Source organism: Kitasatospora sp. NPDC091207 (assembly GCF_044768625.1).
Classification (GTDB): domain Bacteria; phylum Actinomycetota; class Actinomycetes; order Streptomycetales; family Streptomycetaceae; genus Kitasatospora.
Genome location: NZ_JBIVVS010000003.1, coordinates 245142 through 266398 on the forward strand (window position 1 = coordinate 245142; position 21257 = coordinate 266398).

Annotated in this window: 21 protein-coding genes and 1 riboswitch; of the genes, 9 read left to right on the forward strand and 12 right to left on the reverse strand. The window is 71.1% G+C overall.

From position 1 onward, the window contains the following. Positions 1-157 precede the first annotated feature (157 nt). Positions 158-949 carry a GntR family transcriptional regulator gene (locus ACIQTO_RS08715; RefSeq protein ID WP_380576358.1) on the reverse strand — a complete coding sequence of 264 codons (792 nt, stop codon included), beginning with the start codon at positions 947-949 and terminating at the stop codon, positions 158-160. A gap of 336 nt (positions 950-1285) precedes the next feature. Between ACIQTO_RS08715 and ACIQTO_RS08720 the strand changes: the two genes are divergently transcribed. The 7 genes from ACIQTO_RS08720 to ACIQTO_RS08750 all read left to right on the forward strand — a co-directional run bounded on the left by ACIQTO_RS08720 (position 1286) and on the right by ACIQTO_RS08750 (position 10979). Continuing rightward, positions 1286-2569, forward strand: a complete 1284-nt coding sequence (locus ACIQTO_RS08720; RefSeq protein WP_387886320.1) for an extracellular solute-binding protein — start codon at positions 1286-1288, stop codon at positions 2567-2569. 90 nt (positions 2570-2659) lie between these two features. Further along, positions 2660-3688: a carbohydrate ABC transporter permease gene (locus tag ACIQTO_RS08725; RefSeq protein ID WP_402384772.1), complete on the forward strand. Its 1029-nt coding sequence runs from the start codon at positions 2660-2662 to the stop codon at positions 3686-3688. Next, on the forward strand, positions 3685-4512 hold the full coding sequence (locus ACIQTO_RS08730; RefSeq protein ID WP_402384775.1) for a carbohydrate ABC transporter permease: 828 nt from the start codon (positions 3685-3687) through the stop codon (positions 4510-4512). The genes ACIQTO_RS08725 and ACIQTO_RS08730 overlap by 4 nt, the downstream gene beginning before the upstream one ends. Before the next feature lie 6 nt (positions 4513-4518). Continuing rightward, complete coding sequence (locus tag ACIQTO_RS08735) at positions 4519-6072, forward strand: glycoside hydrolase family 3 protein (protein ID WP_402384778.1); 1554 nt, start codon at positions 4519-4521, stop codon at positions 6070-6072. Positions 6073-6507: 435 nt separating this feature from the next. Beyond that, the gene (locus tag ACIQTO_RS08740) at positions 6508-7806 is read left to right on the forward strand and encodes an extracellular solute-binding protein (protein ID WP_402385240.1); all 1299 of its coding nucleotides are present in this window, start codon (positions 6508-6510) and stop codon (positions 7804-7806) included. A 202-nt stretch (positions 7807-8008) separates the two neighbouring features. Next, positions 8009-9067, forward strand: a complete 1059-nt coding sequence (locus ACIQTO_RS08745) for an SIS domain-containing protein (RefSeq protein ID WP_402384780.1) — start codon at positions 8009-8011, stop codon at positions 9065-9067. Positions 9068-9467: 400 nt separating this feature from the next. Beyond that, complete coding sequence (locus ACIQTO_RS08750; RefSeq protein ID WP_402385243.1) at positions 9468-10979, forward strand: sensor histidine kinase; 1512 nt, start codon at positions 9468-9470, stop codon at positions 10977-10979. A 511-nt stretch (positions 10980-11490) separates the two neighbouring features. On the opposite strand, the gene ACIQTO_RS08755 is transcribed toward ACIQTO_RS08750, so the two are convergent. Further along, on the reverse strand, positions 11491-11742 hold the full coding sequence (locus ACIQTO_RS08755) for a WhiB family transcriptional regulator (protein ID WP_014138019.1): 252 nt from the start codon (positions 11740-11742) through the stop codon (positions 11491-11493). A 368-nt stretch (positions 11743-12110) separates the two neighbouring features. After that, positions 12111-13082, reverse strand: coding sequence for a diacylglycerol/lipid kinase family protein (locus tag ACIQTO_RS08760; protein ID WP_402384782.1), 972 nt, complete (start codon positions 13080-13082; stop codon positions 12111-12113). 50 nt (positions 13083-13132) lie between these two features. On the opposite strand from ACIQTO_RS08760, the gene ACIQTO_RS08765 reads away from it, so the two are divergent. Continuing rightward, positions 13133-13561: a hypothetical protein gene (locus tag ACIQTO_RS08765; RefSeq protein ID WP_402384784.1), complete on the forward strand. Its 429-nt coding sequence runs from the start codon at positions 13133-13135 to the stop codon at positions 13559-13561. A gap of 46 nt (positions 13562-13607) precedes the next feature. Here ACIQTO_RS08765 and ACIQTO_RS08770 read toward each other — a convergent pair whose 3' ends face one another. The 8 genes from ACIQTO_RS08770 to sodN form a co-directional block, all read right to left on the reverse strand. Further along, on the reverse strand, positions 13608-14621 hold the full coding sequence (locus ACIQTO_RS08770) for an RNA polymerase sigma factor SigF (RefSeq protein WP_380576368.1): 1014 nt from the start codon (positions 14619-14621) through the stop codon (positions 13608-13610). Between the two features lie 155 nt (positions 14622-14776). Beyond that, entirely contained in the window at positions 14777-15187 is a 411-nt protein-coding gene (locus tag ACIQTO_RS08775; RefSeq protein WP_380576369.1) for an anti-sigma regulatory factor, read from the reverse strand. A gap of 305 nt (positions 15188-15492) precedes the next feature. After that, on the reverse strand, positions 15493-15969 hold the full coding sequence (locus tag ACIQTO_RS08780; RefSeq protein WP_402384788.1) for a GNAT family N-acetyltransferase: 477 nt from the start codon (positions 15967-15969) through the stop codon (positions 15493-15495). 9 nt (positions 15970-15978) lie between these two features. After that, positions 15979-16362, reverse strand: coding sequence for a nuclear transport factor 2 family protein (locus ACIQTO_RS08785; protein WP_402384790.1), 384 nt, complete (start codon positions 16360-16362; stop codon positions 15979-15981). Between the two features lie 65 nt (positions 16363-16427). After that, positions 16428-17420 carry an ABC transporter substrate-binding protein gene (locus ACIQTO_RS08790; RefSeq protein ID WP_402384792.1) on the reverse strand — a complete coding sequence of 331 codons (993 nt, stop codon included), beginning with the start codon at positions 17418-17420 and terminating at the stop codon, positions 16428-16430. 10 nt (positions 17421-17430) lie between these two features. Beyond that, complete coding sequence (locus ACIQTO_RS08795) at positions 17431-18231, reverse strand: ABC transporter ATP-binding protein (RefSeq protein ID WP_402384794.1); 801 nt, start codon at positions 18229-18231, stop codon at positions 17431-17433. After that, a complete protein-coding gene (locus ACIQTO_RS08800; RefSeq protein ID WP_402384796.1) occupies positions 18231-19307 on the reverse strand; it encodes a FecCD family ABC transporter permease in 1077 nt (358 codons plus the stop codon). Before ACIQTO_RS08800 ends, ACIQTO_RS08795 begins: the two co-directional genes overlap by 1 nt. Before the next feature lie 103 nt (positions 19308-19410). Beyond that, positions 19411-19530: riboswitch (cobalamin riboswitch) on the reverse strand. A gap of 103 nt (positions 19531-19633) precedes the next feature. Further along, the gene (gene sodN / locus ACIQTO_RS08805; RefSeq protein WP_063347853.1) at positions 19634-20029 is read right to left on the reverse strand and encodes a superoxide dismutase, Ni; all 396 of its coding nucleotides are present in this window, start codon (positions 20027-20029) and stop codon (positions 19634-19636) included. Between the two features lie 185 nt (positions 20030-20214). On the opposite strand from sodN, the gene sodX reads away from it, so the two are divergent. Beyond that, complete coding sequence (gene sodX / locus ACIQTO_RS08810) at positions 20215-20655, forward strand: nickel-type superoxide dismutase maturation protease (RefSeq protein ID WP_402384799.1); 441 nt, start codon at positions 20215-20217, stop codon at positions 20653-20655. On the opposite strand, the gene ACIQTO_RS08815 is transcribed toward sodX, so the two are convergent. After that, positions 20652-21251 carry a CGNR zinc finger domain-containing protein gene (locus ACIQTO_RS08815; RefSeq protein ID WP_402384802.1) on the reverse strand — a complete coding sequence of 200 codons (600 nt, stop codon included), beginning with the start codon at positions 21249-21251 and terminating at the stop codon, positions 20652-20654. The two genes, sodX and ACIQTO_RS08815, sit on opposite strands and share 4 nt — an antisense overlap. Positions 21252-21257: the final 6 nt, after the last annotated feature.

Here is a 21257-nt window from a genome sequence, read left to right on the forward strand (position 1 = left end):
CGTGATCTGTGTCACCGGGAACGACAGAACTTCCCGCATTCCGGACGTGTCGCGCGCCGGGGCGGCCCACCGCGCGCCGTGCCCCCGCACAAAGGCACCGGCGTACGCGTGCGTACGCCGGTGCCCGGAGTCCTGGCGGAGGAGCGGTCGGAGGCTCCTACTCGGGGCGCTTGAGCCGGGTGATGAACTTGTACCGGTCGCCGCGGTAGATGGACCGGACCCACTCGACCGGGTCGCCGTCCGCGTCGAAGGAGTGCCGGGCGAGCTGGAGCATCGGCAGCCCGAGGTCGGAGCCGAGCAGTCCGGCCTCGCGCGGGGTGGCCAGGGTGGTCTCGATGGTCTCCTCGGCCTCCGCCACCGTGACGGCGTACACCTCGCGCAGGGCCGTGTACAGCGAGTTGTGCTTGGCCAGGTTGCGGCGCAGGGCGGGGAAGCGCTTCGCGGAGAGGTGCGCGACCTCGATGGCCATCGGGTCGCCGTTGGCCAGTCGCAGGCGCTCGATCCGCAGCACCCGCCCGCCGGGCTTGATGTCCAGCAGCGGGGCCAGCCGGTCGTCGGCGGTGATGTAGCCGATCTCGATCAGCCGGGAGGTGGGCTCCAGGCCCTGGGCGCGCATGTCCTCGGTGTAGGAGGTCAGCTGGAGGGCCTGGGCGACCTTGGGCTTGGCGACGAAGGTGCCCTTGCCCTGGATGCGCTCCAGCCGCCCCTCGACCACCAGCTCCTGGAGCGCCTGGCGGACGGTGGTGCGCGAGGTGTCGAACTGGGCGGCGAGTGCCCTCTCGGGCGGGACGGGGGTGCCGGCCGGCTGGGTCTCGGTGAGCTGCAGCAGGTGGCGCTTGAGGCCGTAGTACTTGGGCACCCGCGCGGTGGCGTCCGCACCGGTCTGCGCCGGGAGGTTCTTCACCTGGGGGTCGTTGACCTGGGCCGTGCTGCCCCCGTCGCTGCTCATCGGACCTGTCTCCCGCTTCTCGCGGGGCCTTTGGGGGCCCCGCCGCATCGTTAACAACTCACATCGTTGCATGTATGGCTACGGAACGAATACCTCATCACGCGATGAACGATGTGCGGTGTCGGCTTGATAACGGGTGGTCCGGATCGGTCGAAGAGCCGTTGACAGGCCCATTGGTCTAGGCCAAGCTCCAGGCATCTGGTCTACACCACTAGATCAGTAACTATGAATCCCCCCACCCGTTCGATGGGGTCGGCGGCACCTTTCCTCCCGCTTTACGTGGGTCTGCCGCAGCCACCCGACGGGGGTAACTCAGGCATCCCTCAGGAGGATGGCGTGAAGCGTCAGCTCATCGCGGCGGTCGGCGTCGCAGCAATGGTCGTCGGCCTGGCGGCTTGTGGTTCGGACGCCAAGAGCGACGGCGACAAGGCCGGCTCGTCCTCGTCCGCCGCCAAGAACTACAGCGGTAAGACGCTCAAGGTGTGGCTGATGTCTGGCTCCGCCCCCAAGGGCTGGGACGACGCGGTCAAGACCGAGTTCGAGACCACCTACCCGGGCTCCAAGATCGAGTACCAGATCCAGGAGTGGACCGGTATCGGCCCGAAGGTCACCGCCGCGCTGTCCGAGGGCTCGGTCGACGTGCTCGAGGTCGGCAACACCCAGACCGCGGGCTACGCGGCCACCGGTGGTCTCCTCGACATCACCAAGGACAAGGCCGCCATCGGCGGTGCCGACTGGAACGCCAACCAGAGCGAGTCCGCGATCCTGGACGGCAAGCAGTACGCCGCCCCGTGGTTCGTGACCAACCGCGTGGTCGCCTACAACAAGGAGATCTGGGGCAAGGCGAACATCACCACGCCCCCGAAGACCCTGGACGAGTTCTACGCCGACCTGGACAAGGTCAAGGCCGTCCCCGGCGTCTCCGACGCGATCTACATGCCGGGCCAGGAGTGGTACGTCTACTTCGGTCTCCTCACCAGCGAGGGCGGCAAGCTCGCGAAGAAGGACGGCGACAAGTGGGTCGGCGGTCTGTCGACCCCCGAGGCGCAGAAGGCCTTCGAGACCTACAAGGCGCTGCAGAGCCACTCGACCACCGCCGCCAAGGACGGTGACGAGGCCAAGCCGCAGCAGAAGGACGTCTTCGCCAAGGGCGACATCGGCTCGATCATCGGCCTCGGCTGGGAGATCCCGACCGAGAAGGAGATGCCGAAGGAGAAGATCGGCTACTTCCCGCTCCCGGGCAAGACCGCCGACAAGGCCTCCGGTGTGTTCCTGGGCGGCTCCAACCTGGCGATCGCCCAGGCGAGCAAGAACAGCGACATGGCGAAGGACTTCCTCAAGATCGCCCTGAACGACAAGAACGAGGGCCTGGTCGCCGCCGCCGGCAGCATCCCGAACAAGAAGTCGCTGGACGACAAGGTGGTCGGCGACTTCGCCGCCGCCGCCAAGCTCGGTGCCGCCTCCGGTGGCATCACCCCGACCACGCCGAACTGGGCGAGCGTCGAGAACAACCCGAACCCCATCAAGGAGTTCCTGACCGGCGCCCTGACCGGTGACTACGCCGCCGCTGCCAAGAAGGCCGACGACGAGATCGCCAAGCGTCTGAACGCCAAGCAGTAAGTGGTCGAGCGGCGTCGCTCACCGGCCCCCGGCGGGGGGCCGGTGAGCGGCGCCTGTCCGTCGTGGTCAGGTTGTCAGGAAGAGAGAACGATGGCTGTGCATTCGGAGCGGGTGCAGACACAGTCCCCGGACACAGGGAAGGCTGCTGTGGCCACTATTGAGACGAGCGTCGCCGACGGCGGCGTCAAGGGCACTCCGAAGAAGAGCACCAGAGCAGCGGGCGGACCGGGCTTCGGCACGCGGTTCGCCCCGTACCTGCTGCTGCTGCCGGCCACCGTGGTGACCCTCGGCCTGCTGGGCTGGCCCCTGCTGAAGACCGTCCTGGTCTCGTTCCAGAACCTGAACGCGCGCCAGCTCGTCCAGCACCTGACCGAGTGGAACGGCTTCGAGAACTACACCGAGCAGCTGACCAACTCCGAGTTCTGGGCGGTCACCGGCCGGACGGTCGCGTTCACCCTGGTCAACGTGGTCCTGATCATGGTCGGCGGTTCGCTGGTCGGTCTGCTGCTCAACCGCCTCGGCAAGAAGATGCGACTGGTCCTCTCGGTCGGTCTGCTCCTCGCCTGGGCCATGCCGGTGGTCGCCGCGACCACCGTCTTCACCTGGCTGTTCGACACCCGCTTCGGTGTCGTCAACTGGTTCCTGGACCAGCTGGGGTGGCACTCGATGGCCGCCTACAACTGGACCGGCAGCCAGTACTCCACCTTCTTCGTGATCATCCTGCTGATCGTCTGGGGCTCGATCCCCTTCGTGGCGTTCAACATGTACGCGGGGCTGACCACCATCCCGAAGGAGCTCTACGAAGCGGCCCGGATGGACGGCGCCGGCCCCACCAAGATCTTCACCTCGGTGATCTTCCCGAGCCTGAAGCCGTTCTTCCTGGCCACGACCTTCCTTGAGGTCATCTGGGTCTTCAAGGCCTTCACCCAGGTCTACGCGATCAAGGCCGGCGGCCCCGACTCGCTCACCCGGACCCTGCCCGTGCACGCCTTCCTGGAGGGCTCCGGCGCCCAGCACTACGGGACCGGCGCCGCGATCGCGGTGCTCACCATCCTGATGCTCGGCGTGCTGATGGCGTACTACTTCCGGATCATTCTGAAGCAGGAGGACGAGCTGTGAGGCGCTCGCTCATCGGACGTACCTGGCCGAACGTGATCGCGCTCGTCCTCTTCGTCTTCTTCATCTTCCCCGTCTACTGGATGGTCATCACCGCCTTCAAGGAACAGAAGGACATCGTCAGCCGGACGCCGGTCTTCCTGCCCCTCGACGCGACGCTCGACCACTTCACGACGGCGATCAACGCCCCCAAGTTCTGGACGTACGTCACCAACAGCTTCACGGTGACCATCGTCGCGGTGCTGATCTCGCTGGTGATCGCGACCCTGGCGTCCTTCGCCATCGCCCGGATGCGCTTCCGCGGCCGCAAGGCCTTCGTGCTGGTCGTGATGGCCGCGCAGATGGCGCCCTGGGAGGTCATGACCATCGCGGTCTACCTGATCTCCCGCGACAGCGAGATGCTGAACAGCCTCGTCCCGCTGACCGCCTTCTACATGATGATGGTCCTCCCCTTCACCATCTGGACGCTGCGCAGCTTCATCGCCGCCGTCCCGAAGGAACTGGAGGAGTCCGCCATGGTCGACGGCTGCACCCGCACCCAGGCCTTCATGAAGGTGATCTTCCCGCTGCTGGCCCCGGGCCTGATGTCGACCTCGCTGTTCGGCTTCATCACCGCGTGGAACGAGTTCCCCCTGGTCCTGATCCTGAACAAGACCGAGGGGCAGACCCTGCCGCTCTGGCTCTCCTCGTTCCAGACCAACTTCGGCACCGACTGGGGCGCCACCATGGCGGCCTCGACGCTGTTCGCCCTCCCGGTGCTGATCCTCTTCGTATTCCTCCAGCGCAAGGCCGTCGGTGGTTTGACCGACGGTGCAGTGAAGGGCTGACGCGACGTGAGCATCCTTGTCCCCACCCTCCCGGCCAGCGACCAGCTGCACCGCGACGCGCTGACCGTCCTGCAGCCCGGCTTCGTCGGCACCGAGCCCCCGGAGTGGGTCCGCCGCCACCTCGCGGCCGGCCTCGGTTCGGTCGCGCTCTTCGACCGCAACGTCACCGGTCTCGACCAGCTCTCGGCGCTGACCAAGGCGCTGCGCGAGGAGAACCCGGACCTCCTGATCGCGATCGACGAGGAGAGCGGCGACGTCACCCGCCTGGAGGCCGGCTCCGGCTCCTCCTGGCCGGGCAACTTCGCCCTCGGCGCGATCGACGACCCGGCGCTGACCCGCGACGTCGCCCGTGAGCTGGGCCGCGCGCTGGCGGCCGCCGGCGTCAACTACAACTGGGCGCCCACCGCGGACGTCAACTCCAACCCGCGCAACCCGGTGATCGGCGTCCGTTCCTTCGGCGCCGACCCGGAGCTGTGCGCCCGGCACACCGCCGCCTGGGTGGAGGGCCTGCAGTCGGCCGGCGTGGCCGCCTGCTCGAAGCACTTCCCCGGACACGGCGACACCGCGGTCGACTCGCACCACGGCCTGCCGGTGATCGACGTCGACCTGGACGTGCTGCGCGCCCGCGACCTGATCCCGTTCCAGGCCGCGATCGCCGCCGGCACCAAGGCCGTGATGACGGCCCACATCATGATCCCGGCGCTCGACCCCCAGCTGCCGGCCACGCTGAGCCCCCGGGTCCTGCGCGACCTGCTGCGCGCGGCCCCGGCCGACGGCGGCCTGGGCTACCAGGGTCTGATCGTCAGCGACGCGATCGAGATGGGCGCCATCGCCGACACCTTCGGGATGGGCGAGGGCACCGTGCTGGCCCTGGCGGCCGGCGCGGACGCGATCTGCGTCGGCGGCGGTCTGGCCGACGAGGAGACCGTGCTGCTGCTGCGCGACGCCATCGTGGCGGGCGTGCGGGCCGGCAAGCTCGCCGAGGAGCGGCTGGCCGACGCCGCCGACCGGGTGCGCGCGCTCGGCAGCTGGGGCCGGATCGCGGCCCAGGGCGAGCGGCTGGAGCCCGACCTGGCGGTCGGCCTGCGGGCCGCCCGCCGCGCGCTGCGCGTGGTCCGGGCCCCGGGCCGGGAGGCCCTGCCGGTGACCGAGCGCCCGTACGTGGCCTCGTTCGCCGACGAGCCCAACATCGCCGTCGGCGCGGTGACCCCGTGGGGCGTGGCGGACATGCTGGCCGACCGCTTCCCCGGTACCCGCACCCGGGAGGTCGGCCCGAAGGACGCCGCGCCGGAGCGGCTGGACGCGCTGGTCGCCGACGTGGTGGCCGGCGCCGAGGGCCGCCGTCTGGTGCTGGTGGTCCGTGACGCCCACCGCTACCCGTGGATGTCCGCCGCGCTGTCCCGTCTGGTGGCGGCCCGTCCGGACGCCGCGGTGGTCGAGATGGGCCTGCCGCAGTCCGGGCCGGTGGGCGCGCTCCACATCGCCACCCACGGTGCCGCCCGGGTCTGCGGCCTGGCGGCCGTCGAGGTGCTCACCGGCCAGTCGGGAGCGATCGGCTGAGGTTCTGTCGGACCGTGACCCCGAGTGCCGGGAAGGCACTCGCGAGCGGGCCCGTCATGCGCATGGCGCATGACGGGCCCGCTCTGTTTTCCCCCCGTTGACCTGCGAAGTCGTCATCTGTCGGTGTTCTCTCAAATCGGCCTTAAGCCAGCCTTAAGTTCTACTTAGGGTGATGAGGCGGCGACTGATCGCCACGCGGTACAACAGGTCTGCAACGTCCTTTGCGGCCTGGCCATTTGGCGTTGACACCGCCAGTGGTCTAGGCCAGGCTCCAGTCCATCCGGTTCGAAATTCAACCTCACCGGATGTGGTATTGGCCCTTCCTGAAGCACTTCGCCGTCCCCGCCCGGAGCTCTCCTGGCGGACGCGCCATCACGCTGCCGGCGGGCACAGGCTCTAGCACCCTCGGAGGATGGCGTGAAGAAGCGTCAGCTCATGGCGACGTTCGGGATCATGGCGCTCGCCGCCGGATTGACGGCCTGTTCCTCGGGCGGCTCGCCGTCGGGAGACGGCAAGGCCGCCACGGCGGACCCGAAGTCCGCCACCGGCACGGTCACCGTCTGGCTGATGGACGACGCCCAGAAGAACTGGCCCGACCTCGTGCAGCGGGTGAACGACGAGTTCGCGGCGAAGTACCCGAACGTCACCCTGCGGCTCGCCTACCAGGGGTGGGCCGACAAGGTCGGCAAGCTGGACAAGGCGCTCGCCGACGGCAGCGCCCCCGACGTCGTGGAGCTCGGCAACACCGAGACCATGAAGTACGTGCTCGCCGGCGCGCTGGCCCCGGTGGAGCGCTCCACCTTCGACAACTCCGACGCCTGGATCAAGGCGCTCGCCAACACCTGCACCTACCAGGACAAGCTCTGGTGCGTGCCGTACTACGCGGGCGCCCGGGTCGCCATCTACAACGCGAACGCCTTCCAGGCGGCCACCGGCAGCGCGGACTTCCCCAAGACCGAGGACGAGCTGCGGACGGCGCTGGACAAGGTCGCGGACAAGAACAAGGCCGACAAGAGCTACTCGGCGCTCTACCTGCCCGGCCCGTACTGGTACGCGGCGATGAGCTACGTCTCCGCGTACGGCGGCGCCATCGCCCGCTTCGACAGCGCCGGCAACTGGCACGGCACGCTGAGCGACCCGAAGTCCCAGCAGGGGCTGAACCACTTCGTCGACCTGGTGCGCAAGTACAACAAGGGCGACCTGGCGGTCAACGAGCAGAACCAGTTCGAGTCGATGGCCCGCGGGCACGCCGGGGCCTTCTACGGCAACGGCTACGAGGCCTCCAGCGTGACCGCGCCGGTCACCGGCGACCCGACCCTCAAGGACGCCGTCAAGCTGGCCACCATGCCCGGCCCGGGCGGCAAGCCGCTGCCGACCTTCATCGGCGGCTCGGACCTCGCCGTCACCGCCAAGTCGCCGTCGGCCGCGCTGGCCACCGACTGGGTCCGGATGTTCACCAGCACCAAGTCCCAGCAGGCGCTGGCGGACAAGGACATCCTGCCGAACAACCTCACCCAGCTGAACCCGCTGAAGAGCAAGCCGACCACCGCCGCCGCGGCCAACGCGGTGCCGGACGCCTGGTTCACCCCGCTGGCGCCGGGCTGGGGCGCGATCGAGAAGCAGAAGATCCTGCCGGACATGCTCACCGCGATCCTCAAGGGCAACAAGCCGGTCGACCAGGCCGCCAAGGAGGCGGACGCCGCGATCGACCAGCTGATCAACAAGCAGGGCTGAGCCGCGCCCGACGGGGCCCGTGAGCCGACGGGAGCCCCTTCCGGACCGCCGGGAGGGGCTCTCGAATGTGCTGCGCGGGGGAGGCCCCGTAGGATTGCCGCAGGAATCACCGCAGCGAGTGTGCGGACTCGCCGCCGTAGAGGTCCCCGCCGGGCATCCCCGCCCGGGCGGGGTCGAACCATCTCATCGGAGGCACATCCAGATGTCCGACACGCAGACTGTCCCCGTCCCCGGCCGGATCATGGCGGCGGAGATGGCCGAGCAGCCGGCCGTCCTCCAGCGCATCCTCGACGAGGGCGCCCCGAAGATCTTCGAGATCGCGGCCCAGATCGCCGCCCGCAACCCGCGCTTCGTCCTGCTCACCGCGCGCGGCACGTCGGACAACGCGGCGCTCTACGCCAAGTACCTGATCGAGATCCTGCTCGGCAAGCCGGCCGGCCTGACCTCGATGTCCACCACCACCGCGTACGGCGCCAAGCCGGACCTCACGGACGTGCTGGTCATCACCGTCAGCCAGTCCGGCGGCTCGCCGGACCTGGTGGCCTCCACCAAGGCGGCCCGCGAGGCGGGCGCCATCACGCTGGCGGTCACCAACAACGCCTCCTCGCCGCTGGCCGAGGTCTCCGAGTTCCACATCGACGTGCTGGCCGGTCCGGAGAAGGCGCTGCCCGCCACCAAGACCTACACCGCCGAGCTGCTGGCGCTGTACCTGCTGGTCGAGGGCCTGCGCGGCGGCGACGGCGCGGCCGCCAAGGAGCTGCCGTCGCTGGCCGCCGGCATCCTGGCCCGCCAGGCCGAGGTGAAGGCGCTGGCCGAGCGCTACCGCTTCGCCCAGCGCCTGGTCATCACCTCGCGCGGCTACGGCTACCCGACCGCCCGCGAGGCGGCGCTGAAGCTCATGGAGACCACCTACATCCCGGCCTCCCCGTTCTCCGGCGCCGACCTGCTGCACGGCCCGCTGGCCATGGTCGACAACGTCTCCCCGGTCATCGCGATCGTCCCGGAGGGCAAGGGCGGCGAGGCCCTGCAGCCGGTCCTGGACCGCCTGCGCGGCCGCGGCGCGGACCTGATGGTCATCGGCCAGCAGGATCAGGTGGACGCCGCCTCGGCGGGCTTCGCGCTGCCGGCCGGTGTGCCCGAGGAGGTCCAGACGATCCTGGAGATCCTGCCGCTGCAGCAGCTGGCCTACGAGGTCACCATCGCCCGCGGCCAGGACCCGGACGCCCCGCGCGCCCTGGCGAAGGTCACCGAGACCCACTGACGCCGAAACGCCGAACCCCCGTCCACAGCCTGTGGACGGGGGTTCGGCGTTGAGCGGCCCAGCAGGTACGGCCGGGGGCGGAAAGCACTACGGGCCACGGCGCCGACACGGGACCCTCAACCCATGCGGCACCGCAGCCCGGAGCTGTCGTCGGGCACCGGGTCGACCGAGAACTGTGCGGGGTCCTCGCTCGGCGGCGTCCGACCGAGGAGCGACCTCGCGCGGTCAGGGCAGTTGCGCGGGGGGTCTCTCCTTGGTGCTCTTTCATTGTGGACTAGACCAATCTGGGTTGTCCAGGCCTCCCCGAAAATTGGTCTGGACAACTTGGGGCCGCCCCCGCACGGGCGGGTGCGGCAGGCCCACCCGCCGGACCTGGGGCTACGCTCGCCATGTGCCCTCGCTGAACGAACTCGTCCGCCGCCACACCACCCTGACCGGTGCCGACGTGGAGTGGCTCCACATGCTGGTCTCGGAGTGGCAGCTGCTCTCCGACCTCTCCTTCGCCGACCTGGTCCTGTGGATCCCCACCTGGGACGGCATCCGGTACGTCTCGGTGGCCCAGATGAGGCCCAACACCGGGCCCACCTCCTACCAGGACGACATGGTCGGCCACCTCGTCCCGCGCGGCCGCCGGCCGCTGCTGGACGCCGCCTTCGACGAGGGGCGGATCGTGCGCGAGGGGGACCCGGAGTGGCGCGAGGAGGTGCCCGTCCGGGTCGAGTCGATCCCGGTGCGGCGCGAGGGCAAGGTGCTCGGCGTGATCGCCCGCAACACCAACCTGCTGACCGTCCGGACCCCCAGCCGGCTCGAACTCACGTACCTGCAGAGCGCCTCGGACCTGGCCCAGATGATCGCCGCCGGGACGTTCCCGTACCACGGCGTCGAGCAGACCGACATGGACGCGGCCCCCCGGGTCGGCGACGGGCTGATCCGGCTCGACGCCGACGGCATCGTCACCTACGCCAGCCCCAACGCGCTCTCCGCCTACCACCGCCTCGGCCTCACCACCGACCTGGTCGGCAGCCACCTCGGCCGGGCCACCGCCGAGCTGGTGCCGCCCTCGCGGTCGGCGGTGCACGAGGCGCTGGTGAAGCTGGCGAGCGGCTGGGCGCCCCGCCAGACCGAGGTCGAGGTGCAGGGCGGGGTGGTGACCCTGCGGGCGATCCCGCTCAAGCCCAAGGGCACCCTGACCGGCTCCCTGGTGCTCTGCCGGGACGTCACCGAGCTGCGGCGCCGTGACCGCGAGCTGATGACCAAGGACGCGACCATCCGGGAGATCCACCACCGGGTGAAGAACAACCTCCAGACGGTGGCGGCCCTGCTGCGGCTGCAGTCCCGCCGGATGGACTCGGACGCCGGCCGGGCCGCGCTGGACGAGGCGGTCCGCCGGGTCGGCTCGATCGCGATCGTGCACGAGACGCTCTCCCAGGCGCTGGACGAGCAGGTCGCCTTCGACGACATCGCCGACCGGGTCCTGGCCATGGTGGTGGAGCTGTCCCAGGACGGCCGGGTGGCGACCCGGCGCAGTGGCAGCTTCGGCATCCTCTCCGCCGAGGTGGCCACCCCGCTGGCGATGGTGCTGACCGAGCTGCTGCAGAACGCGCTGGAGCACGCCTTCGGTCCGTCCGCCTCCGGCAATCTGGAGGTCAGCGCGCTGCGCGGCCGGGCACCGGCCACCGGTATGGGCTGGTCGGACAGCTGGAACGGCGGCGCCCGGCCGGAGGAGTACCTGCTGATCACCGTGCAGGACGACGGCCGGGGCATGCCGGAGGGGTTCGACCCGCAGCAGGCGGGCAACCTCGGGCTGCAGATCGTCCGCACCCTGGCGACCGGGGAGCTCGGCGGCACCTTCGACATGGTGGCGGGGCCGAACGGCGGCACCAAGGTGATCCTGGAGATCCCGGTGCCCTGAGCACTCCCGGTGCCCTGGCCGCTCCCGGTGCCGGCCGGCGGGGGCCGCCGGACGGGGCGCGGCGTACGAGGTGCAGTGGAGTGTGACGGGGGCGTGCGTCCGAGGGGAGCGCCGGGCGCGCACTCCAGCGTCACCGCGAGCACCACCGCGAGTACCGGACGCGGGCGCCGAGGCGGGGAGCACGACCTGGGCGCGGAAACAGAAACGAGGCCCTGTCGACCGGGGGGGGGTGGGTCGACAGGGCCTCTCAACCCGTTCCGGCCGTCGGGGGGAGTCGGCCGGAACGGGGGCTCTGGGTGGTGCGACACCTCACCGGTGCGTTGCACACGGTGAGCGCCTCAGCTCCACAATATTGCTCTAAGTGAACAGTATCAAGTGCCTGGGCGGCCCGGTGTCGCGGGACCGTGTCGAGCAAGGTCCTTTGTACGGAAGGCTTCACCAGGAGGTGCAGGGAAGCCCTTGATCATGTGTTGATCGGTGGTGCGGTCACTATGGGTATTACGGCGTGTGATCAGGCGGTGCGGGCGCGGTTGCGGGCAGCGCGGCGCTTCATCGCGCGACGCTCGTCCTCGCTCATACCGCCCCAGACGCCGGCATCCTGGCCGGTCTCGAGAGCCCACTGCAGGCACTGCTCCATGACCGGACAGCGGCGGCACACGGCCTTGGCTTCCTCGATCTGCAGCAGAGCAGGACCGGTGTTCCCGATCGGGAAGAACAGCTCCGGGTCCTCTTCGCGGCAGACAGCGCGGTGGCGCCAGTCCATGGTCGTCCAACTCCTCCTGCCGCGGGGGTGACCCGGTCGGCATAATCGATGGCTTGTGAATGTGAACGCTTTCACGAATCCCGCAACAGCAAAAGAGACCAAAGGCCCATCGGGCCCGGGTGGTCTGTGCTGGGGAGGGATTCGGCGATTCGAGGGACACTCCGCGGTCGGCACCCGCCAGGGTCTGTGGTTGCCGTCGCTGCGATGTGTCCCGATCGCCATGTAGAGGTTCGCAAACCTCGGGCCCGGATACAACCCCCTTCAGGGAGGAATTTTTGATTCTTCGGTGTCGCCTAGCTCACAGCCAGTACTTCTATGGAGTGAAGGGGGCTTGTGCGTTCGAGAAGAAGGGCGAACCCCCCTTCCAGTCACACAATCACACGCAGTGCCCGCCGTACGCCTGTGAAACTGACGCGACTCCTGTCTCCAAGGTGGTCCCCGTCGACCTGGAACGGGGCCGGTTCCTGCGAAACCAAGGTGAAGTGCCGGGCGTCATGGTAGGAGACGACGTGCTTGCCGGACGGGCCGGCCGGGGCGGTGCCATCGCCCGAAGGCGTGTGCGACCGCAGGATCTGACGGACCGTTCGAGCGGTGCCGAACGCGGTCATCCGGGTGATGCCGAAGACGTCGAGGTCCGTGTCGAAGGAGGCGAGCGGCGAGGGGTGGACCGGGCGGTTGCCCAGGAACGTCCACGGAGAGGTGTTGCCGACTATGGCCAGCACCAGGCCCGGAACCGGTGCCCGGCCCGGCATTTGCAGGGTGACCGGGCCCGATCGGCGCTGCTCACGCTGGGTGACGTAGTGCCGCAGGGCCTGGCCGATGTAGAGCGCGTGGGTGGACTTGCGCCCCGCTCTGCGCCGCTCCTCCACCCGGCCCACCACGCCCGCGTCGAAGCCGAGGCCGGCGGTGAAGGTGAACCAGCGGTCCGGCAGCCCGTCGGTCATCGCCTTGCCCAGGCCGATCGGCCGCTCCCGGTGGTTCTCCAGGGCGTTCAGCAGCGCCCCGGTGGCCTCCACGGGGTCGTTGGGCAGGCCCAGCGCGCGGGCGAACACATTGGTGGACCCGCCGGGCACCACGGCCAGCCGGGGGACCTTCTCGCCCGGGCCGTGCGCCAGCAGTCCGTTGACCACCTCGTTGACGGTGCCGTCGCCGCCCAGGGCCACCACGAGGTCGACGGTGCCGTCCTCGGCCGCCTCGCGGGCCAGGTCGCGCGCGTGGCCCCGGTACTGGGTCTGGGCCACCTCCAGCTTGAGGTCGCTGCGCAGGGCGTGGATCAGCACATCCCTGGTGCGGCCACTGGTGGTGGTCGCTTTCGGGTTGACGACCAGGAGAGCGCGCATGTGCTCAGCCTACGGGTCGGTACGGACCAACCGGCGGCTACCCTGCTGTCGTGACCGCAGAATCCTCCGCACCCGTACCCGCGCCCGGCAGCGAGCGGCCGGCGGCCCTGACCGCAGGCGCCGCCATCACCGCCCTGGAGGGCGCCGCGCTCGTCGTCGTCGGCGTCTGGGACATGGTGTCCTCCCTGTCCGGCGACTCCAAGCAGCTCGCGCTGAACGAGTTCGGCGGCCTGGTGATCGTGCTGCTCGGCGTGCTGCCGCTGCTGGCCGCCCGGGCGCTGCTCAAGGGGCGCCGGTGGGGCCGCAGCCCGGCCGTGCTGACCAACTCGATCTGCCTGCCGGTGGCGTACTACATGTGGCAGAGCGGCGGCACCATGGTGGCCGTCGGGGCGGCGATCGGCCTGTTCGGCGTGGTCGGCATGGGTGCCCTGCTCACCCCGAGATCGACGGCGGCCCTCTACGCTCCGCACGAGGGCTGAGCGCAGAGGGCCGGAGCCGGCGGCCGCCGCTGAGCGGCCGTCAGTTCTACTCCTCCACCAGGAGCTTCTCCCGGAGCTGGGCCAGGGTGCGGGCCAGCAGCCGGGAGACGTGCATCTGTGAGATGCCCACCTCGGCGGCGATCTGCGACTGGGTCATGTTGCGGAAGAACCGCAGCACCAGGATCTTCTGCTCCCGGGGCGGCAGTTGGGCCAGCAGCGGCTTGAGGGACTCCCGGTACTCGACGCCCTCCAGCGCCTCGTCGGTGGCGCCCAGGGTGTCCGCCACGGCCGGCGACTCGTCGTCGCTGTCCGGGACGTCCAGCGACAGCGTGGAGTACGCGTTGGCGGACTCCAGGCCCTCCAGCACGTCCTCCTCGGAGATCCCCAGGTGCTCGGCCAGCTCGTGCACGGTGGGGGAGCGGCCGTGCCGCTGGGAGAGCTCGCTGGTCGCCGTGGTCAGCGACAGCCGCAGCTCCTGGAGCCGGCGCGGTACCCGGACCGCCCAGCCCTTGTCCCGGAAGTGCCGTTTGATCTCGCCGACGATGGTCGGCGTCGCGTAGGTGGAGAACTCGACCCCGCGTTCGTGGTCGAAGCGGTCCACCGACTTGATCAGCCCGATGGTGGCGACCTGGGTGAGGTCGTCCAGCGGTTCGCCCCGGTTGCGGAACCGCCGGGCCAGGTGCTCCACCAGCGGGATGTGCATCCGCACCAGCTGGTTGCGCAGCTCGACCCGCTCCGAGGAGCCCTCGGGCAGCGCGGACAGCCGGACGAACAGGGCCCGGGCCGCCTCCCGGTCCGGCGCACCCGAACGGTGCGGGGCCTGGGAGGGCACCGCACCGCGCAGCGCCCCGGCCGCGTCGTCGCGGGGCGCCGGGGACTCCGGTGCCGCGGACGGGGGCGAGGGCGTGGGCGACGGATCAGACGTCGGCTCGGTCGGCTGGCTCATCCGGTGGGCGTCCTTCGGGTGCGCTTCGTCGTTGGCGGCGAGGCCGGGAACGCTCGCCTGGGTCGGTACGGCAGGGCCCGCCGTCGCGAGGCCGGTACGGTCCAGATCACTCACGGCCATTCCCCCGTTCCGTTCCGGGAGCACCGGGACCTGGGGCGGTCCCGGATTCGTCTCGTTGGTCGTACCGCGTGGTGGGCGGTACCGGGAGCCGTCCGCCGGCCCGGGTGGTGCCGGGCGGACGACTCTTCTTCGGTGCTGCTGTGGCGGCTCTAGTGGGCGGCGGAGCCGCCGCGCTTCTTGTGCAGGCTGATGGAGACGGTGTTGTCCTCGGCGACCGAGGACTCCACCTCGCCGGCCAGTGCGGAGAGCACCGTCCAGGCGAAGGTGTCCCGCTCCGGGGCCCGGCCGTCCGTGGTCGGGGCGGCGACGATGACCTTCAGCGAGTCACCCACCAGCCGGAACTCGCAGGAGAGGACCGAGCCGGGCACCGCCTGCTGGAGCAGGATGGCGCAGGCCTCGTCCACCGCGATCCGGAGGTCCTCGATCTCGTCCAGCGTGAAGTCCAGCCGGGCCGCCAGCCCCGCCGTCGCTGTTCGCAGCACCGAGAGGTAGGCACCCGCCGCGGGCAGCCGGACCTCCACGAAGTCCTGCACTCCGGGCTCGCCGTCGATCTGGGACACCCTCACCTCCTGGGTGACGCGCTGTGCTTCCGGGCCGGTGGCCGCGGCACTGTCTGTTGCTTGGCTCAACTGCTTCGCCCCAACTGTCCAGAGGGGTGGTGCGGTACGTACCGGTCATACCCCGGCAGGGGTGGTCGGACGCCGCGCATCCGCCCGAGACGTTACCGCTATCGGCGGGCGGATGTCGCGATCCGGTCCCGCCTTCACGGGAACGAGCGACACCGGGTGCGAGGGTCACTCATGGTAGGCCCTCGCGACGCAGGGTGGCAGCCCCCGGGAGGGACTTGCCCCGGCGGTCCGTCCGGTCAGCGGGTGCCGGCCTCGGCGAGGGCCCGGCCGGTGAGCCGGTGGACGGTCCACCCGTCCATCGGGACCGCGCCGAGCGACTTGTAGAAGTTGATCGAGGGCTCGTTCCAGTCGAGCACCGACCACTCGACCCGCGAGTAGCCGCGTTCGACCGCGATCCGGGCCAGCTCCAGCAGCAGGGCCTTGCCGTGGCCGCCGCCGCGCGCCTCCGGGCGGACGTAGAGGTCCTCCAGGTAGATCCCGTGGGTCCCGCGCCAGGTCGAGAAGTTGAGGAACCAGACCGCGAAGCCGACCGTCTCGCCGGTGGTGTCGTCCTCGGCGATCAGGCCGAACAGCGCCGGGGCGGCGCCGAACAGGGCCTCACGCAGCTGCTCCTCGGTGGCGACCGCCTCGTGCGGCGCCTTCTCGTACTCCGCGAGCTCGCGGATCATGGCGTGGATGACCGGGACATCGGTGACTACGGCGGTGCGGATCATGCCACGAGCCTACTTGGCCTGCTCGTCCTCGTCCCAGGCCTGGATCGAGGTCTGGTCGACGATCCGGCCGTCCCGCAGGTCCGCGACCGAGGTGACCAGCACCCGCACCCCGTCGGGATAGCGGCAGGACTCCATGAAGGCCAGGCGGTCGCCGTCGAGCACCACCCGCTCCAGCCGGTGGCTCATCTCCCGGCCGTAGACGTCGTCGAGCATGGCGCCGATCTCGTCCAGGCCGTGCATCACCAGCGGGTGGCTGGGCTGGGTCTTGCGGTCGACCATGCGCAGTTCGGCGTCGTCCGCGTACAGCGCCAGCAGCGCGTCGGCGTCGCTGCGCTCGATGCCCTCGCGCAGCGCGCCGGTGTCGAAGGCGGACGGCGCGGCCATGATGGTCATGTTCTCGCTCCTCCGGTCGTTTCCGTCGGCTCGTACCTCCGAGCGTACGCCCGCCGCCGCGCGGCTCAGCCGGTCGTCACACCGCGCAGGTACGCCGCGAGCGCGGTGATCGCGGCCGGGTTGCGCGGGCTCTCCACCAGGTCGACGTAGTCCAGGACGAAGATCCGGTCGTCGCGGACGGCGGCGACGCCCGCCAGCGGCGGGAAGGACTTGAGGAACTTCCGCTTGGCCTCGGCGTCGGGCGAGCCGTAGTTGTTGATGACGATCACCTCGGGGTCGCGCTGGACCACGCTCTCCCAGCCGACGGTGGTCCAGGAGTCGGCGAGGTCGCCCATCACGTTCTGCCCGCCGGCCTTGGCGATGATCTCCTCGGGCGCGGCGAACTTCCCCGAGGTGTACGGCTTGTCCTCGCCGCTGTCGTACAGGAAGACCCGGGGCCGGCGCTCGGGCCGCGGGACGGCGGCGACCTGGGCCCGGAACTCGGCGATCAGCTTGTCGGCCCGGTCCCGGACGTCGAAGATCTCGCCGAGGTTGGCCAGGTCGGTGTAGAGCGCGTCCAGCGGGGACATCACACCGCGCTCGGGGCCCTTGCCGCTGCGGCAGGACTCGCTGAGCACGTAGGAGTCGATGCCCAGGCCGGCCAGCGCCTGCGGGGTGAAGCCGCCGGCCTCGTCGAACCCGTAGTGCCAGCCGGCGAAGACCAGGTCGGCCTTGGCCTCCAGGGCGATCTCCTTGGTGATCTGCTGCTTGGAGAGCCAGGTGGTCTGCTGGTAGCCGTCCTTCCAGGCCACCTGGTCGACCCGGCCCTTGTCGTCGGGCATCACGTAGCCGGCCATCCGGTCGGCGAGGCCGAGCGCGAGCATCAGCTCGGTGATGCCGACGTCGTTGGTCACCGTCCGGGCCGGCTTCCGTTCGAAGGTGACCTCGGAACCGCAGTTGTCGACGGTCACCGGGTAGTGGGCGGAGCCGGCGGCGTCCCCGGCGGGGGCGATCTCGGCGCCGCAGCCGGTCAGCGCGAGGGTGAGCAGGGCGGCGGTGGCAACGGCCTTGGTGCGCATGGGGGTTTCCTCAGCGGGGGGAGTCGGCGGGGACGGGGGAGGACGGGCGGAGCCGGTCGAAGAGCAGCTGGACGGCGCCGGTCCCGGGGTGCTTCACGGGGGTCGCGCGGACGCCGAACACCTCGGCCAGCAGGGCGGGCCGCAGCACCTCGGCGGGCGTCCCGGAGGCGACGATCCGGCCGGCCGCGATGACGTACAGCAGGTCGCAGTGGCCGGCCGCCAGGTTGAGGTCGTGCAGCGCCGTGAGCACCGTCGGACCGGCCTCCCGGACCAGCGTCAGCACCTCCAACTGGTGGGCGATGTCGAGGTGGTTGGTGGGTTCGTCGAGCACCAGCACCCGGGGCTCCTGGACCAGCGCGCGGGCGATCAGCACCCGCTGCTTCTCGCCCCCGGACAGGCTCAGGAAGCCGCGCCCGGCCAGGTGGCCCGCGCCCACCCGGTCCAGCGCGCCGGCGCACCGCCCGGTGTCCGCCGCGGTCGGCCGGGCGAACCCGCCGCGGTGCGGCAACCGGCCCATGCCGACCACCTCGGCCACCGTGAAGTCGAACTCGGCGGAGTGCTCCTGCGGCAGCGCGGCCACCCGCCGGGCGGCCTCGCGCGCGGCGAGCGCGTGCAGGTCCTCGCCGTCCAGCCGGACGGCGCCGGCGGCGGGCCGCAGCGCCCGGTAGACGCAGCGCAGCAGGGTCGACTTGCCGCTGCCGTTCGGCCCGACCAGGCCGACCACCTGCCCGGCGGCGGCGCCGAGCGTGACGTCGTGGACCAGCCGGGTGCCGGCCAGGTCGACCGAGACGGCGTCGAGGGCGAGATCCATCAGCGGCCTCCGAAGGTGTAGCCGCGACGGCGCATCAGCAGCAGGAAACAGGGCACTCCGAGGACGGCGGTGACCACCCCGACCGGCAGTTCGGCCGGCGCCAGCAGGGTGCGGGAGACGATGTCCACCCAGACCAGCAGCAGGGCGCCGGCGAGCGGCGCGACCAGCAGCACCCGGCGGTGTCCGGCGCCGACCAGCATCCGGGTCAGGTGCGGCACCATCAGGCCGACGAAGCCGATCGCGCCGCTGACCGCGACCACGGTGCCGGTGACGGCCGCGGTCACCACGAACAGTTCGCGGCGCAGCCGGTCGCCGTCCACCCCGAGCGAGGCCGCCGTCTCGTCGCCCATGGCGAGGGCGTCCAGCCGCCCGGCGGCGCAGGCCAGGTAGGCCAGGCCGGCCGCCACGGTGGCGGCGGCGATCGGGACGGACCCCCAGGTGGCCCCGCCGAGGCTGCCGAGCAGCCACATCATGGCGCTGCGGGCGGCCTCGCCGCGCGCGGCGCCGAACACCATCAGCGCCGTCACCGCCGAGAAGCCGTAGGACATCGCGGTGCCGGTCAGCACCAGCCGCAGCGGGGTGAGCCCGTACGCCGTCCGGGCGGCGGCGTACACCAGGACCATCGCCAGCAGCGCGGCGGCGAACGCGGAGACCGAGATCGCCCAGACCCCGAGCGAGGCGAAGGCGCCCAGCAGCAGGACGGCGTTGGCGCCGACCGAGGCGCCGGAGGAGATGCCCAGGACGAACGGGTCCGCCAGCGCGTTGCGGACCATCGCCTGCACCGCGACGCCGGTGGCCGCGAGCCCGGCGCCGACCACGGCGGCCAGCACGGTGCGCGGCAGCCGGATCTCCCAGACGATCGCGTACGCGGCCGCCTCCCCGGCCTCCAGCCGGCCACCCGTCAGCCCGGCGCCGAGCAGCCGCAGGACGCGCGTCCAGCCGAGCCCGGTGGAGCCCAGCGCCACTCCGCAGACCAGCGAGAGCAGCAGGGCCGCGACCAGGCCGGCGGCCAGGGGCACGACGGGTATTCGACGGGCCGTCCGTTCGGGGGCCGGTGCGGTCACTGCGGTGCTCACGGGCGGCGCGCCTTCGCCTCGGGCCGTCGACGGCAGCGAGGCGGCGCGCCCGGGCCGCACTGCTGCCGGGGCGCCATCCCCTCGCAGTCCACGGCGAGTTGTCGGGAGATCCGCGTCCCGGGGCGATCGGGCTCGCGGGGCACGGGGCCCCGCCCACCGTTGCGGGTCAGCGCCGGATTCACACCGGACTTCTCCCTGGGACGCCCTGGCAGCATAACAAGCACGGGGGCCCGGCACCCCTTACCGGGGGGTCCCGCGTGCGGGAACGCGCGACCGCCCCCGTCCGGCGGTCCGGACGGGGGCGGTCGGCGGTGCCTGATCGGCGATCAGGCCTGCTTGGTCTCCCAGAAGATCTTGTCGACCTCGGCGATGAGGTCGAGCAGGGCCTGGCCGGTGGCCGGGTCCGTCGACGCCTTGGCGGCCGAGGCGGCCTTCAGGGTGTCGTTGATCAGCTGGTGCAGCTGCGGGTACTTCTCGAAGTGCGGGGCCTTGAAGTAGTCGCTCCACAGGACCGAGATGTGGTGCTTGACGGCCTCGGCGCGCTGCTCCTTGATGATCAGGGCACGGGTGCGGAACGCCGGGTCCTCGTTGGCCTGGTACTTCTCCTGGGTGCCCTTCACCGACTCGGCCTCGATCCGGGCCTGTGCGGGGTCGTAGACGCCGCAGGGCAGGTCGCAGTGGGCGTGGGCGGTGGCGCGCGGTGCAAACAGACGAGAGAACATGGGAGTCCTTCCTTAGATCGTCTTCCCGCGCCCGAGATTACCCTTCCGGTCACCGGGTTTCGCGGTCGGGCGGCGGGCCTAGGGCAAAAGGTGGAGCCGGAACCGGGCCAATTCGGGCATCGGCCGATGGCGGCCCGTACGGCAGACTGGGACGCGGCGAGCCGGGAGGAGGAGGCGTGGCGCGGATGGCGGAACCGGAGGGCGGCACCCCGGGGGGTGGCGCGCCGTTCGGGCTGATCGATGTGGCGGGGCCCTCGATGGCGCCGACCCTGCGTGAGGGCGACCAGCTGCTGGTCCGGTACGGCGCGCGGATCAGACCGGGATCGGTGGTGGTGTTCCGTCACCCCTTCCAGCAGGACCTGCTGGTGGTGAAGCGGGCCGTCGAGCGGCGCGCGAAGGGGTGGTGGCTGCTCTCCGACAACCGGCCGGTGGACAGCGACAGCCGCAGCTACGGAGCCGTCCCGGACGAGCTGGTGCTCGGCCGGGTGCTGCTGCGGCTGCGTCCGCGCCCGGCCTGGCTGGCCCCCGGCCGCCGGCTGGAGCGCCTGCTGCTGACCGGCCGGCCCGGCCGGGTCCCGGGACTGGCCCGCCGGCTGGGCGTCTGGGTCGACCCGGGCGGCCGCTAGGCCTGGCCCTGGCCGGCCAGGGCGGACGCCTCCTGGGCCTCCTGCCGCTTGCGGGCCCGGTACGCGGCGACGTTGGCCCGGGTGGCGCACCGGTCGGAGCAGTACCGCCGGGACCGGTTGGTGGAGGTGTCCAGGTAGGCGTTGCGGCAGGGCGCGGCCTGGCAGATGCCGAGCCGGTCGGCGCCCAGCTCGGTCAGGTGGACGGCCAGCCCCATGCAGGCGACGGCGCTGAAGTGCGCGGTGGCGGTCGGGGAGTTCTCGGCGAGGTGCAGGTGCCAGCGCGGCCGCCCGGCGTCGTCCAGGTAGTCGTGCCCGGAGACCAGCGGGCTGACCGGGTACTCCATCAGCAGGCTGTTCAGCAGGTCGACGCCGCGGATCTCGTCCCCCTCGGCGGCGGCTTCGAACACCCCGCGCAGCCTGGTCCGGACGGCCCGCAGCCGCGGCAGGTCCGCCTCGTCGGCGAGCGCGGCGGCCCGGGAGGAGTCGGAGAACAGCGACCGCACCGCGTCCACCGAGGTCAGTGAGTCGGTGCCGCGCTCGGGCTCCTCGGTGTTCACCAGCCGGACGGCCAGATCGGCGTACGAGGCGAGCTCCACGGTGGT